The sequence below is a fragment of the Citroniella saccharovorans genome (genome assembly GCF_035481615.1).
Classification (GTDB): domain Bacteria; phylum Bacillota; class Clostridia; order Tissierellales; family Peptoniphilaceae; genus Citroniella; species Citroniella saccharovorans.
The window spans coordinates 253,565-269,001 of the sequence record NZ_JAYKOT010000003.1; the positions used below are offsets into that span (position 1 = coordinate 253,565).

Annotated in this window: 19 protein-coding genes; all 19 read left to right on the top strand. The window is 29.9% G+C overall.

All coding sequences use genetic code 11. From position 1 onward, the window contains the following. Positions 1–5: 5 nt before the first annotated feature. Positions 6–1,025 (top strand): cell wall-binding repeat-containing protein, encoded by a 1,020-nt coding sequence (locus VLK81_RS03715; protein ID WP_324619307.1) that lies wholly within the window; start codon positions 6–8, stop codon positions 1,023–1,025. Positions 1,026–1,109: 84 nt separating this feature from the next. Beyond that, positions 1,110–1,595 carry an LURP-one-related/scramblase family protein gene (locus VLK81_RS03720; protein ID WP_324619309.1) on the top strand — a complete coding sequence of 162 codons (486 nt, stop codon included), beginning with the start codon at positions 1,110–1,112 and terminating at the stop codon, positions 1,593–1,595. Positions 1,596–2,175: 580 nt separating this feature from the next. Next, positions 2,176–3,588: an alanine/glycine:cation symporter family protein gene (locus tag VLK81_RS03725; protein ID WP_324619311.1), complete on the top strand. Its 1,413-nt coding sequence runs from the start codon at positions 2,176–2,178 to the stop codon at positions 3,586–3,588. Positions 3,589–3,808: 220 nt separating this feature from the next. Continuing rightward, positions 3,809–4,048, top strand: a complete 240-nt coding sequence (locus VLK81_RS03730; RefSeq protein ID WP_324619313.1) for a glutaredoxin family protein — start codon at positions 3,809–3,811, stop codon at positions 4,046–4,048. Position 4,049: 1 nt separating this feature from the next. Then, positions 4,050–4,361 carry an iron-sulfur cluster biosynthesis family protein gene (locus VLK81_RS03735; RefSeq protein WP_324619315.1) on the top strand — a complete coding sequence of 104 codons (312 nt, stop codon included), beginning with the start codon at positions 4,050–4,052 and terminating at the stop codon, positions 4,359–4,361. Between the two features lie 18 nt (positions 4,362–4,379). Then, a complete protein-coding gene (locus tag VLK81_RS03740; protein WP_324619317.1) occupies positions 4,380–4,574 on the top strand; it encodes a DUF1858 domain-containing protein in 195 nt (64 codons plus the stop codon). Positions 4,575–4,934: 360 nt separating this feature from the next. Next, the gene (locus tag VLK81_RS03745; protein WP_324619319.1) at positions 4,935–5,522 is read left to right on the top strand and encodes a DUF4417 domain-containing protein; all 588 of its coding nucleotides are present in this window, start codon (positions 4,935–4,937) and stop codon (positions 5,520–5,522) included. Further along, positions 5,522–5,923 carry a hypothetical protein gene (locus VLK81_RS03750; RefSeq protein WP_324619321.1) on the top strand — a complete coding sequence of 134 codons (402 nt, stop codon included), beginning with the start codon at positions 5,522–5,524 and terminating at the stop codon, positions 5,921–5,923. Before VLK81_RS03745 ends, VLK81_RS03750 begins: the two co-directional genes overlap by 1 nt. An 8-nt stretch (positions 5,924–5,931) precedes the next feature. Beyond that, positions 5,932–6,264 (top strand): RNA helicase, encoded by a 333-nt coding sequence (locus VLK81_RS03755; RefSeq protein WP_324619323.1) that lies wholly within the window; start codon positions 5,932–5,934, stop codon positions 6,262–6,264. A 69-nt stretch (positions 6,265–6,333) separates the two neighbouring features. Then, positions 6,334–6,450 (top strand): hypothetical protein, encoded by a 117-nt coding sequence (locus VLK81_RS03760; RefSeq protein WP_324620451.1) that lies wholly within the window; start codon positions 6,334–6,336, stop codon positions 6,448–6,450. A 456-nt stretch (positions 6,451–6,906) separates the two neighbouring features. After that, positions 6,907–8,880, top strand: a complete 1,974-nt coding sequence (gene metG / locus VLK81_RS03765) for a methionine--tRNA ligase (protein WP_324620453.1) — start codon at positions 6,907–6,909, stop codon at positions 8,878–8,880. Then, positions 8,880–9,647, top strand: a complete 768-nt coding sequence (locus tag VLK81_RS03770; RefSeq protein WP_324619325.1) for a TatD family hydrolase — start codon at positions 8,880–8,882, stop codon at positions 9,645–9,647. The genes metG and VLK81_RS03770 overlap by 1 nt, the downstream gene beginning before the upstream one ends. Further along, positions 9,644–10,186, top strand: a complete 543-nt coding sequence (gene rnmV / locus VLK81_RS03775) for a ribonuclease M5 (protein ID WP_324619327.1) — start codon at positions 9,644–9,646, stop codon at positions 10,184–10,186. The genes VLK81_RS03770 and rnmV overlap by 4 nt, the downstream gene beginning before the upstream one ends. Beyond that, positions 10,179–11,024 carry a 16S rRNA (adenine(1518)-N(6)/adenine(1519)-N(6))-dimethyltransferase RsmA gene (rsmA, locus tag VLK81_RS03780; RefSeq protein ID WP_324619329.1) on the top strand — a complete coding sequence of 282 codons (846 nt, stop codon included), beginning with the start codon at positions 10,179–10,181 and terminating at the stop codon, positions 11,022–11,024. The genes rnmV and rsmA overlap by 8 nt, the downstream gene beginning before the upstream one ends. A 75-nt stretch (positions 11,025–11,099) precedes the next feature. Beyond that, positions 11,100–11,807 (top strand): GTPase RsgA, encoded by a 708-nt coding sequence (gene rsgA / locus VLK81_RS03785; protein WP_324619331.1) that lies wholly within the window; start codon positions 11,100–11,102, stop codon positions 11,805–11,807. Continuing rightward, a complete protein-coding gene (locus VLK81_RS03790) occupies positions 11,804–11,950 on the top strand; it encodes a hypothetical protein (RefSeq protein WP_324619333.1) in 147 nt (48 codons plus the stop codon). Before rsgA ends, VLK81_RS03790 begins: the two co-directional genes overlap by 4 nt. Positions 11,951–11,972: 22 nt before the next feature. Further along, a complete protein-coding gene (gene nagB / locus VLK81_RS03795; RefSeq protein ID WP_324619335.1) occupies positions 11,973–12,686 on the top strand; it encodes a glucosamine-6-phosphate deaminase in 714 nt (237 codons plus the stop codon). A gap of 130 nt (positions 12,687–12,816) precedes the next feature. Further along, entirely contained in the window at positions 12,817–14,196 is a 1,380-nt protein-coding gene (locus tag VLK81_RS03800) for an aminopeptidase (protein ID WP_324619337.1), read from the top strand. Positions 14,197–14,244: 48 nt separating this feature from the next. Continuing rightward, positions 14,245–15,369 carry a glycosyltransferase family 4 protein gene (locus VLK81_RS03805; protein ID WP_324619339.1) on the top strand — a complete coding sequence of 375 codons (1,125 nt, stop codon included), beginning with the start codon at positions 14,245–14,247 and terminating at the stop codon, positions 15,367–15,369. Positions 15,370–15,437: the final 68 nt, after the last annotated feature.

Sequence of the window (15,437 nt, forward strand, 5' to 3'; positions counted from 1 at the left end):
TTATTATGAAAAAAAATTTTAAAAAAATAAGCTTAATACTTGCCGCTTTAGTTCTAATTTGTCAAATTAGCTTTGCAAGCACAAAGATAAATACAAATAGAATAAGTGGAGAGGATAGATACGAAACAAACTTACTTATAAATACCTTGTACTTAAAATTATTATCAAGGCCAGGAAAGACTTTTGATAGCTTTGTTATGGTTTCAGGAGAAAATTATCCAGATGCTCTTGCCGCCGCAGTTTACGCTACAAAAAAACAGTCAGCCCTACTTCTAACACCTAAAGATAAAGTTCTAGATTCAACAAGCAAATTTATTAAAGATAATGCTTTTACAGATGGAATCTTTGTAGGTGGCAGTGAAACACTTTCAAAAGATTTATATCTTAAGGTAAATTCATTTGTTCCAAATTTGAGAAGAATTTTCGGAAAAGACAGAAACGATACTTCAGCTTTACTAAGTACAGAATCTAAGCTTAAGTTTATTACAAATGGATCTTTTTTTGCAGATGCACTAGCTGTTGGACCACTCGTAATATATGAAGATGGTGACCTTTTATTAACTGGTCAAACTACTAGTTTAGATGGGATAGCTGTTGGCGGAGAAAATTCATTAAAGGGCAGTTTCAAAGATAGGATAAGTGGAGAAGATAGATATAAAACTTCAATAGAAATAGCAAAGAGAATGCCGCCTTCTAACACATTTATTTTATGTAGCGGGGAAAATTATCCAGATGCGCTAAGTAGCGGCATCCTAGCTGGAATAAAATCAATTCCAATACTACTAACTGAACCAAATAAATTAAATAAGGATGTAAAAGATTTTATATATGAAAAAGGTTATATAAACTGCATAATAGTTGGCGGAAAAAATTCTATATCTAAGGCTGTTGAAGATGAAATTAAAAATATGAATATAGAAAATCCAAGTATAATTGGCGATTTAAATCCAATTAACCCAAATCCAATTAATCCAAATCCTATAGTGACACCAGGTGAGCCTTTTCCACCAAAATCTGATAGATAAAATTACTCAAAGCTTATAATTTTACGCTTGTAAATTTTTAATCTAACTTTTAAAGCAAAGGCTATTAAAACTTGAGGAGAGACAATGAGAAGATTATATTTTAAACAGAAGATAATTAAGATGACCGATCATTTTTTGATTTACGATGAATATGAAAAACCAATTTATCAGGTAGATCAGGAATTAAAACTTATCGGACACAGCGTAAATGTTTTAAATCTTGAAAATGAAAATACTTTTAAAATTGAAAGGCAGCTACTTAAAATAATGCCAAGATATACAGTTACTTTTTCTGATGGAAAAGAGTTTATTATAAAGCAGAATTTTAAACTATTTAAAATAAATGTTAGCTTAATATCTTCTGATTTTGATCTTGAAATTAAAGGAGATTTTATGTCCCTCAATTTTAATATAAACTCTGGAAGGAATCTTGTAGGAGTGATTACGAAAAAATTCTTAAGTTTTGGAGATAGTTTTAGTATAGAAGTGCTAGATTCGAAATATCAAGATGCCTTAGTAGCCATTTCAATAGTTTTAGATAGGATAATAGACGATTTACAAAGAAGTTAATCATAAAAATAAAGCTAATATATAGTTAGTATCTACTAAATATATATTAGCTATTTTATTGTCATGAATCTAATAGTTTACCTAAAAAATATTTTAATTATTTAGTTTTTGTATAAATGATTCTAAATAAATATAAATAGTATATCTTTTAGAAATTAAACTAAGAAAATACAAATAAAAATATTTCAAAAATGTCTTATGTTTTCTTCTTTAATATTTAATCAAATAGTTGTTTAATAAAAAATGTTTTTGAAATCAAAAAATAGATTCAAATAAACGACTATAAATTATACTATAATATTTTATTTATAAAAACGTTTTCAACGAAAATTGAAATAAGAAGGCTATATAATAGTTTTATAAAAAAAGAAATAAACAATTTTAAAAAAGTAGTGAATATTTGACAATCACTTATGTATAATACTTTTAAAAATGATTTACTAAAAAGTTAATATATTAGATTTAAATTGAAAAAAAAGTTTAAAATTTTAATAGAAAAACGCTTGCATTTTATTTTTATATATGTTATATTTTACTTGAGGTGGACAACACTTTAATATATTAAAAACGGAGGCGTATTATGGATTTATTACAAATTTTCAAAAGTATTAATAAGGTCCTTTGGGGACCACCTCTAATGATTTTACTAGGAGGATTTGGGGTTGTATCTTCAATTTATTTAGGATTCCCTCAATTTTCCAAATTTGGAATAGGTTGGAAACATTCTTTTGGTAAAATATTCTCTAAGAAAAAAGAACCTGGAGAAGAAGAGGGAGATGGATCATTATCATCATTCCAATCACTTGCAACTGCAATTGCAGCCCAAGTAGGTACTGGTAACATCGCAGGGGTAGCTACAGCTATTCTATCAGGTGGACCTGGTGCTATCCTATGGATGTGGATCATGGCAATATTAGGTATGTCAACTATTTCTGTTGAAGCATCTCTTGCTCAAAAATATAGAATTAGAAGAGATGGAGAACTTGTAGGGGGACCTGCTTACTACCTAAGTGCTGGTCTTAAAGAACATGGCAAGGAAGGTCTTGGTAAATTCTTAGCAGGATTCTTCGCAATTACTATCATTATAGCTCTTGGCTTTGTTGGTAACATGGTTCAATCTAACTCAATGGCTAGCGTTATGGGATCTGCATTTGGCATTCCTCAAATAGCTATTGGTATTGTTATAGCTATAGCTGCAGCTCTTATCTTTATAGGTGGAGTTGAAAGAATCGGTAAATTTGCTGAGCTTGTTGTTCCATTTATGGCACTTCTTTATGTAATCGGTTCAATAGCAGTTTTAGTTAAATTCAACGACCAAATTTTACCAGTGTTAAAGGCAATCTTTACATCATCATTCTCAACTGAAGCAGTTCTTGGTGGAGCTGTGGGTTTTGGTTTAAAAGAAGCTATAAGATATGGTATTGCAAGAGGATTATTCTCTAATGAAGCTGGTATGGGTTCTACACCTAATGCCCATGCAGTAGCAAATGTAAATCACCCTTACGAACAAGGTACAGTAGCTATGGTTGGTGTACTAATCGATACTATCGTAGTTTGTACAGCAACAGCTATGATCATTTTAGTTTCTGGTGCTCAAAACGCTGGACTAAAGGGAGCAGAAGTTACTCAATATGCATTTGAAACTGCTTTTCCAGGAATAGGTGGTAAGTTCCTAGCAATTGCACTTCTATTCTTCGCATTTACAACAGTTGTTGGATGGTACTATTTTGGTGAAGCAAATACAAAATATCTTTTCAAATCAAAGACTGCAATTAGAGTATATCAAGTAATAGTTCTTATATTCATCGTAGTAGGTTCTACTAGAGAAGTTGATATAGTTTGGGAAATGGCTGACTTATTCAACGGTATCATGGTTATTCCTAACATAATCGGTCTATTCTTCTTATTAAAAGAAGCAAAACTTCTTCTAACAGATTTCGACGACCAATTAAAATCTGGTAAACCTTTATACTATGATTACAAGGCAAGATAATAATTTTTAAATTAACTCCTTTCTACTTTTTTAGTAGAAGGGAGTTTTTTTAGTTAAAACAATTATTATTTAACTGAAATTAATTACATATATAAATCAAAAATTGAAATTTGCGGAAAAAAATTTTATTTTTCAAAAAAATTATTTTTTCTTTATATTTTTTTATTATCTGGGTATAAATAATATTGAGATTAATAATATAATTGAAAGGATGATATATATGGCAGATGAAAAAAAGGTTGTAGTTTATTCTTCATCAACTTGTCCTTGGTGTACTACTACTAAGGATTATTTAAAGGAACACAATATAGATTTTGTAGAAAAAAACATAACAACAGATACCGATGCAAGAAATGAACTTATTGCTATGGGCCACATGGGAGTACCTGTTATTGTAATTGACGGGGAAGAAATTGTTGGATTTGACCAAGCAAGGATTGATGATTGTTTAGGTTTATAGAATGAATATTGAGTTAACTAAAAAGGCTAGGGAAATCTTTCAAAAGGAAGCGAAAGAAAAAGAAAAATTTGTCCTAATAAATATGGTGAAGTATGATTGTAATGGACCAGTACTTTCAGTTTCACTAAAGAGAGATTCAAAAGGATATGATATAATAGAACATGAGGGAATAAATTTCCTCATAGATAATGAAGAGAAAAAGATGTTTTCAGGCGTAGCTATTGACTACGAATCAGATGGTCTAAATGAAGGATTTATAGTTAGACCACTAGATAATTTAATGGGAATGTGCTTCGTCAAAGAAGACAAATAATTTATTGGAGGTATATATATGACAATTTCTAAAGATATGTTAATTGGAGATCTTATAAAAGAACATCCAGATACAGTTGATGTACTATTTCAAGCAGGAATGGGCTGTGTAGGTTGCCCTGCTTCTCAAGCAGAAAGCATAGAAGAAGCTGCAGTAGTTCATGGACTTAACTTAGACGATTTACTAGCTAAATTAAACGAAGCTGTAAAATAACTTAAAAAGTATAAGTTTAAAAATATAATTTTCAAAAAAATCGGCATAGAGGAAGTAGTTCTCTGCCGATTTTTTATTATACATATAAAAACTCTATTGGAAGGAATAGATAAAAATACGAGAAATAAAAAAGTATGAGGAGGAAGGATGGTAAGAATGAATAGAAAAGAAAAAAACACACTTAATAGATTGTTGGCGCAATCTAAAGCATGTTTTTTAAACTGGATATTGTTTAATTATTCCAAGTTAATTATATCAAATCCAGTTTTAATAATCAATAGCTTTAAACTGGAGGTAAATGTTGGGTAATTATAATATGCAAATAGTGGATTTAATCCTAAGTTAATAAAAAATGTAAGTTTGGTTGGTAAATATGATATGCCTTTAATTAAAAAGGAGGAAATAGAGGGAATTAAAAAATTTATACCTTTTGAAAAAAGGAATTTGCATAATGGGAAGAATGCAGGAATTCATTTTTATATTTATGATGGGGCATTCAAACAAATAATAAACAATCCTGAAAAATATAGAGATGAATTGAAAAAGTTTAATGCTGTTATAAGTCCTGATTTTTCAATTTGCTATGATATGCCTATTACTAGACAAATATATAGCACTTATATGAATAGAGTTATGGGTGCATACTATCAAAATAATGGTATAAAAGTAATACCAAATGTAAGATGGGGCGACTCAAGAAGCTATGAATTTTGTTTTGAGGGATTAGAAAAAGAAGGAACTTATGCAATCGGCTCATATGGTCAGATAAAAAGAAATTCAAATAGATACTATTTTGAAAAAGGAATAGAATTTTTTAAAAGACTAAATCCAAAAAAAGTATATGTTTATGGTGCAATGCCGGAATCAATATTTGGTAATTATAGGAATGAAGCTAATCTAATTCCCATTGAACCCTATACTTCAAAAATCCATAGAGGTGCAATTTAATGGGAGCAGGCAATAGTGGCTTATATAATAACACTAAAGGATCATTAAAGCCTGATCATCTTATGGAAGAATTAAGAAATAGTGGAGTTAAATTTACTGAAGAAGACGTTGTAATGATTGCCAAACAAAAAAATGGCGAGCTTTTATGGCTTGAAAGAGGAAATAAAGTAGCAGGATTAATACACATTGAAGAAGGTCATTCTGAAAATTTAAAATCTGCATTTGGAGTGAATAAAAACTCCATACCTTCATTTATAAAGAATGTTATAGAACAAGGAAGGATAATTTCTACTGTAAAAAAAGGTAAAAAAATGACCAGAATATATGATTTTGGTGGTAAACATTATGTACTATGTGCACTTGGAACAAATGGATTTATTGTTTCAGTTTATCCAAGATAGGAGGCTATATGAAAAAATTAAAACTCATGCTAGATTTTGGAGAAGGTCCAATATGGACTGAATATTTTGATGAAGAGAAAGGAAGATTATTAACAGGAATTGAAAAAGTAGACAATGATAAAGAATTATGGGATATAAATGAAACTATTCAAGAATTGTTTACATCTTACTACCACTTTGATTATAATGATCAGGCTTGCTTTTTCGATGAAGAACAAGAGAAAAAAGATAAATACAAAATGCTTGCTCTACTTGGGAAACTTATAAAAAAACTTGACGAATTAAATGACGGATCATTTGAAATTGATGACAGAGAAACTGAGAGAGTTAAAAACTTATAATGAAAGAATTAGAGGTTGTAAGATTGAAAGAGGATTACAAAGAAAAAAAGTAAAGGAACAAAGGGAACGATTGATTTACTTTATGATGATAAAAATTGTGAAGTTGAGTTTTTTGATAAAGATGGAGATACTATAGATGTAGTCATGATTCCTTTAAAAAAATTAGAAATAATAGAGTCATTCTAATATAATTTAAACTTTTATAAATAGAGCTTGTGAGACATAATCCTTACAAGCTCTATTTTTACATCCCTTTGGTATATATGAATTCAAAACTCCCATCCTCATTTACTATCATCTTATCCAGCATTAAATTCAAAAGGATAGGATCAAATTGGTCTAGTGGATTAAGATTATCTAATTTCTCAATAAAGAAGTCATACTTGAGTTTTCTGGATTCTCTATCTTGAATTTGAATACATAAGTTCTCGTAATTTTCTTTTTCAGGATTAAAATTATCTTACTTCAAAAAGAAAAGTAAATTGTATTATTCTTTATTTAAAGTTTATGTAGGCTATCAATCAATATTTTGCTCATAGTCTTTTTTATTGAAAACTATTATCTATCTTTTAAAATTTCATTTTCTTTTACATTAAGCTATTTTTATTATATAATTTAGGGTAGAGTATTTTTATTAAAATTATTGAAGGAGATAAAATGTCTAAAAAATATTATATAACTACACCGATTTATTATCCAAGCAACAACTTACATCTTGGACATACTTATACAACTATTGCGGCTGATGTTTTAAAGAGAATTAAAAAGCTTGAAGGCTATGATGTTTTCTTTACTACAGGTACTGACGAACATGGTCAAAAGATCGAAGAAGCTGCAAAAAAATATGGGTCTGAACCCTTAGCTTATGTTACAAATATTGTAAATTCTGCTAAGGACCTTTGGAAAAAGTTAGACATTGACTATGATGCTTTTAGAAGGACAACTGATAAGGAGCACACTGAAGCAGTTTCTAAAATTTTCCAAAAACTTTATGATAATGGAGATATCTATAAAAGCACTTACAAGGGAAATTATTGTGTTTCTTGTGAAGCTTATTTTACTGATGCTCAGCTTAATGATGGAAGGTGTCCAGATTGCGGAAAGGAAGTTTCTTACAAGGAAGAAGAGTCATATTTTTTCAGACTTTCTAAGTATAGGGAAAGAATTCTTAAACTTTATGAGGATAATCCAAATTTTGTTAGACCTGAGTCAAGTAGAAAGGAAATGATTAATAATTTCCTAAAGGAAAATCTTGATGATCTTTCTGTTTCTCGTACTAGTTTCGACTGGGGGATTAAGGTTCCTTTCGATGATAAGCACGTTATTTATGTATGGATTGACGCTCTTTCTTCATATTTAACTGCCCTAGGATATGGTAGTGAAAATGATGAGAATTTTAAAAAGTTTTGGCCAGCAGATGTTCATCTTGTTGGAAAGGAAATTGTAAGATTTCATACTATTATCTGGCCAGCTATTTTGATGGCTTTAGATTTACCGCTTCCTAAGCAAGTTTTTGCTCATGGCTGGATTCTTTTTGACAATGACAAGATGAGTAAGTCTAAGGGAAATGTTGTTTATCCTGAACCTCTAATCGATAGATATGGGGTTGATGCTATAAAATATTATGTTTTAAGGGAATTTGTTTTTGGCCAAGATGGAAATTTCACTAAGGAAAAGTTTATTCAAAGGTTAAATTCTGACCTTGCCAATGACCTTGGAAATCTTGTTTCAAGAACTATACAAATGGTTATTAAGTATAGGGACGGAGTTATTAAAAAGACTATTGGAGAGGGAGAATTTGAAAAAGATCTTTATAATATAGCACAGTCCACTTTGGAAAGGGTTAAGAATGCCGCTGATGACTTTAGTTTTTCTACTGCACTTGAAGAGCTTTGGAAATTAATTAGAAGAACTAACAAATATATAGATGAAACTATGCCTTGGCAGCTTGCAAAAAATGAAGAAGATAGTAAAAAGCTTGATATTGTTCTTTATTCTCTTGTTGAATCTTTAAGATTTATTTCTTCTATTCTAGAACCTTTTATGCCTGAAGTTTCCCTAAAAATTCAAGATCAGCTTGGAATTTCTTCAAGCGGCTGGGAAAAGCTTGATAAGTTTGGTTATTATGATGAGTATAATGTTAAAAAGGGAGATATTTTATTTCCTAGATTAGACATGGATGAAGAATTAGAATATTTGGATAGGGCAAATAAAGAACTTCTTGTAAAGAGAGAAAAGGAAAAATTATCTCTAGGCTCTAAGAAAAGCGGCGAAGAAGATGAGGACCAAAAGGACTTAGTTGATATTTCTGAATTTGAAAAATTAGATATAAGGGTAATGAAGGTTATAGACTGCAAAAGGCATCCTGATGCTGATAAACTTTTAGTGTTTACTTTAAGTGATGGCAAGGAAGAAAGAACTATCGTATCTGGAATAAAAAAATATTATGAACCAGAGGATTTAATTGGCAAAAAGGTTACTGCTATTTTGAATTTAAAACCAATAAAGTTAAGAGGAATTGAGTCAAGGGGTATGATTTTATCTGCTAGCTCTAATGGAGATTTATCCTTAGTTACAACTATGGAAGATATTTTAGAAGGGGCAAGGGTAAAATAATGCTTGAATTTGCCGATTCTCATGCTCATATTTATGATAAGGCTTTTGATGAGGATAGGGACGAAGTTATCAAAGATTTTGGAAAAAATGGAGTTAAGTTTGTTGTAGTTCCAGGTTCAGATCTTGAGTCATCTAGGCTTGCAGTAAATTTATCTCAAAAATATGATAGGGTTTATGCAGCCGCTGGATCTCACCCAGATGATATAGAGAATTTCAGAGAGGAAGATTTAGGAGAGTTTGAAAAAATTCTTCTTCTTCCAAAAACTGTTGCTGTTGGTGAGATTGGACTCGATTATTATTGGGACGCTAGTGGAAGTGAAATTCAAAAAAGAAATTTAAGATTACAAATGGATCTGGCTGAGAGGTTAAATATGCCAGTTATTATTCACACAAGAGAGGCAGTTCAAGACACTTTTTCTATTTTAAAAGAATACAAGGGTAGGGTTAGAGGTGTTATTCACTCCTATACAGGTTCAGTAGAAATGGCTAGAGAATTTATAAAGCTTGATTATTATATATCTATTTCTGGGCCAGTTACTTTTAAAAATGCTAGAAATGTTGTAAATATGGTTAGAGAACTTGATCTAAATAGGATAATGGTTGAAACTGATTCTCCATATATGTCTCCTCATCCTTTTAGAGGAAAAAGAAATGAGCCAAAGAGAACTCTATGCACTATCGAAAAAATTGCGGAAATAAAGGGAGTTCTTGCTGAAAAAGTCTGTGAAATAAGTTTAAAAAACACCAAGGAATTATTTAATATATGATAAAAGAGGTAATTGTAGTAGAGGGTAAGGACGATATTGCAAGGATAAAGGAGTTTGTTTCTTGTGATGTTATTGCTTGTAATGGCTCTCATATATCGCCAAAATTTTTAAAAAAAATTAAGATGCTTGAAAAGTCTAGAGGAATTATTATTCTTACCGATCCTGACTGGACTGGAAAAAAGATTAGACATATTCTTACAAATGCTATTCCAAGTGCTAAGCAGGCCTATGTTAAAAGGGATCTTGCTACAAAAAATGGAGATATCGGGGTTGAGAATGCCTCTAAGGAAGAAATAATTAGAGCTTTAAATGAAGCAAAAGCTCATAATTCAGCCCAAAATAATACTTTTACTAAGATGGATATTTATGATTATGGCTTAAGTGGTAGGTCTAACTCTAAACTTTTAAGAAAGCAGCTTTGTAATTATTTGGGAGTTGACTATATGAATTCTAAGTCCCTACTTAGCTTTTTAAATAGTCTTGAAATTAGTAAAAATGATTTAGAAAAAGTTTTAAGAGAGTGTGAAAAAAATGAATGAAAGACTTTATTCTCCAAAGAAAATAAAAGAAGTTATAAATGAAGAAAATTTCAATTTTTCAAAAGCTCTTGGACAAAATTTTCTAATAGATGGCAACTTTGTTAGAAAAATCGCCGACCTAGCTGATATAGGAAAGGACGATACTGTAATTGAAATTGGACTTGGAATAGGAACCTTAACTGAGGAGCTATTACTTAGGGCCAAAAAAGTTATTGGTATAGAGCTTGATAAAAGGCTCATTCCAATTTTAGAAAAAACTCTAGAAGGTTTTGATAATTTTGAACTAATTTCTGGTGATGCTTTAAAGATAGATTTTTCAGAGTTTTTTAAAAGTGGCGAAAATATAAAACTTGTTTCAAACCTTCCTTACAATGTTGGAACCCCAATATTAACTAGGATACTGGGAAATAGGTATCCATTTGAATCCTTAACAATTATGCTTCAAAAGGAAGTTGTAGATAGAATTACTGCTAAATTTTCAGATAAAAATTATTCTTCTTTAACTATTCTTTGTAATTACTTTGCAAGGGTTCAAGATGGATTTATTATACCTAAAACTGTTTTTATGCCCATGCCTAAAATAGACTCTAAGGTTATAAGGCTTGATCTTAAAAATGAAGAAAAAAAGCCTTATGAAGATATTTTATTTGAACTTGTTAGGGCGGGATTCAATAAGAGAAGAAAGACTATACTTAATTCTCTGCAAACTAAATCTTATAATAAGGAAATTATAGAAAAAGCTTTAGATAATCTAGATATTCCTAAAAATTTAAGGGCAGAAAATTTAAGTTTGCAGCAATATGAGAGTATTAGCAAATTCATATATGAAAATATTTAAAATCAAATACTTATATTGAAATATGGATACCTATGTGTTAAACTGTTGGTATAAAAATTGGGTTGGGTGATTAGCATGAAAGAGGTAAGTAAAATATATAGGGTGGTTTCTACAAGTAGTGAGAGATATGTCATTTCAAATATTTTAACTACTATGGAAACTACTACTTCCTCTAAGTTTGAATCGGTTTATCAAAAATACTCTGGCAGACCACTTGCTGGAGATTTTGTTATGCTTGATGAAAATAATAAAATTAGTATTATCCTTAAAAGAAAGACAGAGTTTTGTGCAGAATCAATTGATAAAAGAGGAAGAAGGATAGACCTGCTTGCATCAAATGTAGACCAAGTTTTTGTGGTTATATCTGTAAATAGAAGTTTTGAACTTAGTAAACTTAGTAGACTTGTTAAGATATGTAGGTTAAACAAATTAAATCATGCAATCTTGGTTACAAAAATTGATACAGTTTTATACCCAAATGAATATATAGATTATCTTAAATCGCATTTTACCGATGTAAATATTATTGCTACTAGCTTGGAGACTGGGGAAGGTTTAGACAAAATAGCTGGTCTTATAAAAAATAGGACAACTATATTTATAGGTCCTCAAGATGGAGGTAAAAGCTCTATTATTCAATATCTTGTAAATGGTAGCAAAAATTTTGAAAAAAAGAATAAAAAACTCCCTGCAGAATTATACTTTTTAGATTATGGTGCGGCAATTATAGACACTGAAAGTATAAGAACTTTAGGGGATGTAACAGGGGAGGTTTATGAATGAAAGAAAAAGATAAGTTAGAGAAAAATCTCAAAGATGATTCTAAATTATGTTGCGATTTAGAAAAAGAATTAAAAAGAAAAGAATCTTCTATTGAAATAGATAAAAGAGAATTTGATAATTTTATAGAAAAATCTGATAAGTAAAATTATCAAAATAGGAGGAAAAATGGAAATTATAAAATGTTTAGACTATGATGATTTATCTAAAATAGCAGCTTGTATTTTCATAGATAAAATTAAAAATATTGAAAAGCCAATTTTAGGGCTTGCAACTGGTTCAACTCCTCTAGGTCTTTATAAAAATTTAGTTAAGGCTTATAAAGATAAAGTGATTTCATTTAAAAATGCTATAACCTGCAATTTAGATGAATATTTAGGCTTAGATGAAGATGACGAGATGTCCTATCATTATTATATGAAAGAAAATTTAATAGATAAGGTTGATATTTTAAAAGATAATTTTCATATTCCTGATTCTCACTTAGAAAATCCAAAAATTTATGATGAAATTCTAGATAAAATAGGTAGAAGAAGTATTCAGCTTTTAGGTGTTGGGGAGAATGGTCATATTGCATTTAATGAACCAAATAGCTTTCTATCTTCAAGAACTAGTATAGTTAAACTTACTGAAAATACAATTGAGGTTAATTCAAGATTTTTTGAAAATGAAACTTTTGTACCTAGAAAAGCTATTACAATGGGAATAAAAGACATTTTAAATGCTGATGAAATCATTCTTCTAGCAAATGGAAAAAAAAAGGAAAATGTTATTAGGGATTTTATAAAGACAGAAAATATAGATCCTAATTTTCCGATAAGTTTTCTAAAACTTCATGATAATTTAAAAATTTTGATTTCTGATATGGATATTGAATTATAACAAGGCTCTCAGTTAATAACTGGGAGTTTTTTATTTTGCTTTCTTGAATAGTCTTTTAATATCTTATATAATAATTGTGAGGTAGGTTAGAAAGAATTCTAATTTATTATTTTATATTATGGAGGTTAATATGGATTATAAAAACGTTTGGCAAGAAGTAGACAAAAATGAATATGATGAAATTTTTGCATATTCAAAAAAATATATGAACTTTTTAGACAAGGGAAAGACAGAAAGACTTTGCACTAAAGAAATTATTAGAATTGCTAAAGAAAAAGGATTTGTTGAATTAAAATCAGCTTTAGAAAATGGACCTTTAAAGAAAGGCGATAAGGTTTATTTAAATAATAAAAACAAGTCAGCTGTTTTACTTGTTATGGGTAAAAACTTATTAGACGGTATGAAAATAGTTGGTTCTCACATTGACTCACCAAGACTTGACTTAAAAGCTAATCCTCTTTATGAAGAAGATAATTTAGCTCTATTAAAAACTCATTATTATGGTGGGGTTAAAAAATACCAATGGACAGCTATTCCACTTGCTATTCATGGTATAGTTTTCAATAAGGAAGGCAAGGAAATTAATGTTTCAATTGGCGATGATGAAGATGATCCAGTTTTATATATAACTGATCTTTTAATTCACTTATCAAAAGACCAAATGGCAAAAAAATTAGCTGAAGGTATTTCTGGAGAACAATTAAATGTCCTTATTGGTCACGATTCTTTCAAGGGAAAAGATTCTGAATCTGATAATAAAGTTAAAGATAATATTCTTAAGATGATTAAAGATAAGTATAATTTTGAAGAAGATGACTTTAAGGTTGCTGAACTTGAAGTTGTTCCAGCTGGAAAGGCTAAAGATGTCGGACTAGATAGATCTATGATAGCGGCTCATGGTCATGATGATAGAGTATGCTCATTTGCATCATTAGAAGCTATTTTAAATGCAGGAGAAAATGACACTACTCTTTGCTCTTTATTTGCAGATAAGGAAGAAATAGGATCTGTTGGAAATGCTGGTATGGATTCTTATTATTTAGAAAATATGATAGCATCTATATTTGCTGCTAGCGGCGACAACGCAATGTACAAGGCTAGAGTTTGCCTAAGTAACTCAAAAGTTCTTTCAGCTGATGTTACTGTTGCTTGTGATCCTAGTTTTCCTGAAGTTTTAGAAAAGAAAAATGCTTGTAGATTTGGCGGAGGAGTTGGCCTTGCTAAATATACTGGATCAAGAGGAAAAGGCGGATCAAATGATGCCAATGCTGAGTTTTTACACGAAGTAAGAAATATTTTCAACAAGGCAGATGTAGTATGGCAAACTGGCGAGCTTGGAAAAATTGATCAAGGAGGAGGCGGAACTATAGCATTTATCCTTGCAAGATACGGGGCTGAAGTTGTTGACTGTGGAACTGCAATGCTTTCTATGCATGCTCCAATTGAGCTTGTAAGTAAGGCTGATGCTTATATGACTTACAAAGCCTACAAGGCTTTTTTAGAAGCTTAAAAGAATTTACTATTAGCCCTGCTTTTTAGTGGGGCTAAAGGTTATTTTATGGAAAAAAAATTAAATGTATTGCAGGTCTGCTCATATTATACTGACTCAAAATTATATGAAAATCTTTTTTCTGCACTTAGTAGAGAGGGCGTAAATAGTAAAGTATTTTATTTTTCATCCAAATCTATGGATACATCAAAAATTGATGGAAATGAAAAATTTATTATTTCTAAATCTTATAACAACTTAGAAAGATTTTTGTATTTTTTAAAACATAAAAGGGTGTATGATGACCTTAAAAAAAATAATTTAGATTTTGAATTATCTCATGCACATTCTTTATTTTCTAATGGTTATATTGCTTACAAGCTAAAAAAAGATTATTCAATCCCATATATTGTAACTTCAAGAAGGAGCGATCTTTTTATATTTACAAAATATAAGCCCTATTTGATTCCACTTGCTGCTAAAATTTTAAATGAGGCTGAAAAGTGCATCTACCTATCTGAATCTGCTGTTGATAAGGCAGAAGAAGTTTTTGGAAGGAGAGTTTTAAATTTAAGGGATAAGAAAGTAGTTCTACCTAATGGTATAGAAAATGTTTTTTTAGAAAATATTTTTTATAGGGAAAAGTCAAAAGATTTAAATGAATCCACAATACTTATTATGGCTGGAAAGCTAGATGATAAGAATAAAAATTTAAAAACTCTTATAGAGGTTCTCTCAATTTTAAGAGATAAAGATAAGTCTTTTAAACTTCTTTTGGTTGGAAGACTAGAAGATCCACTTTTAAAAGAAATGGTAGATAAAAATCCAAATATTATTTACAAGGAAAATACTAGAGACTACAAAAAAATGATTTCTTATTATAGAATGGCTGATATTTATGTTATGCCTTCTTTTACAGAAACATTTGGACTTGTTTATGCGGAAGCACTAAGTCAAGGTTTGCCTGTTATTTATACTAAAAACCAGGGATTTGACAAACAGTTCCCAGATGGACATGTAGGTTTTGCAATTGATCCAAACTCAGCTTATGATATTTGTGAAAAGATTTTAAAGGTTAAAGGTTCATATTATGAAATTTCTAAAAGAGCAAGCGTGGGAGCTCAAAGATATAATTGGGATAGGATTGCAGGGGAATATGAAAAAATATATAAAGAGATTATTCTAAGAAAGTAACTTAATAAAAATATTTTATTATTCTAAATTTAACAAAAGCTGCAAGTTTTTACTTGCAGCTAGATTTT

Bases quoted from the DNA above. Each gene is read 5' to 3' on its own strand.
- VLK81_RS03715 (WP_324619307.1), top strand. From the start codon at position 6: ATGAAAAAAAATTTTAAAAAAATAAGCTTAATACTTGCCGCTTTAGTT.
- VLK81_RS03720 (WP_324619309.1), top strand. From the start codon at position 1,110: ATGAGAAGATTATATTTTAAACAGAAGATAATTAAGATGACCGATCAT.
- VLK81_RS03725 (WP_324619311.1), top strand. From the start codon at position 2,176: ATGGATTTATTACAAATTTTCAAAAGTATTAATAAGGTCCTTTGGGGA.
- VLK81_RS03730 (WP_324619313.1), top strand. From the start codon at position 3,809: ATGGCAGATGAAAAAAAGGTTGTAGTTTATTCTTCATCAACTTGTCCT.
- VLK81_RS03735 (WP_324619315.1), top strand. From the start codon at position 4,050: ATGAATATTGAGTTAACTAAAAAGGCTAGGGAAATCTTTCAAAAGGAA.
- VLK81_RS03740 (WP_324619317.1), top strand. From the start codon at position 4,380: ATGACAATTTCTAAAGATATGTTAATTGGAGATCTTATAAAAGAACAT.
- VLK81_RS03750 (WP_324619321.1), top strand. From the start codon at position 5,522: ATGGGAGCAGGCAATAGTGGCTTATATAATAACACTAAAGGATCATTA.
- VLK81_RS03755 (WP_324619323.1), top strand. From the start codon at position 5,932: ATGAAAAAATTAAAACTCATGCTAGATTTTGGAGAAGGTCCAATATGG.
- VLK81_RS03770 (WP_324619325.1), top strand. From the start codon at position 8,880: ATGCTTGAATTTGCCGATTCTCATGCTCATATTTATGATAAGGCTTTT.
- rnmV (WP_324619327.1), top strand. From the start codon at position 9,644: ATGATAAAAGAGGTAATTGTAGTAGAGGGTAAGGACGATATTGCAAGG.
- rsmA (WP_324619329.1), top strand. From the start codon at position 10,179: ATGAATGAAAGACTTTATTCTCCAAAGAAAATAAAAGAAGTTATAAAT.
- rsgA (WP_324619331.1), top strand. From the start codon at position 11,100: ATGAAAGAGGTAAGTAAAATATATAGGGTGGTTTCTACAAGTAGTGAG.
- VLK81_RS03790 (WP_324619333.1), top strand. From the start codon at position 11,804: ATGAAAGAAAAAGATAAGTTAGAGAAAAATCTCAAAGATGATTCTAAA.
- nagB (WP_324619335.1), top strand. From the start codon at position 11,973: ATGGAAATTATAAAATGTTTAGACTATGATGATTTATCTAAAATAGCA.
- VLK81_RS03800 (WP_324619337.1), top strand. From the start codon at position 12,817: ATGGATTATAAAAACGTTTGGCAAGAAGTAGACAAAAATGAATATGAT.
- VLK81_RS03805 (WP_324619339.1), top strand. From the start codon at position 14,245: ATGGAAAAAAAATTAAATGTATTGCAGGTCTGCTCATATTATACTGAC.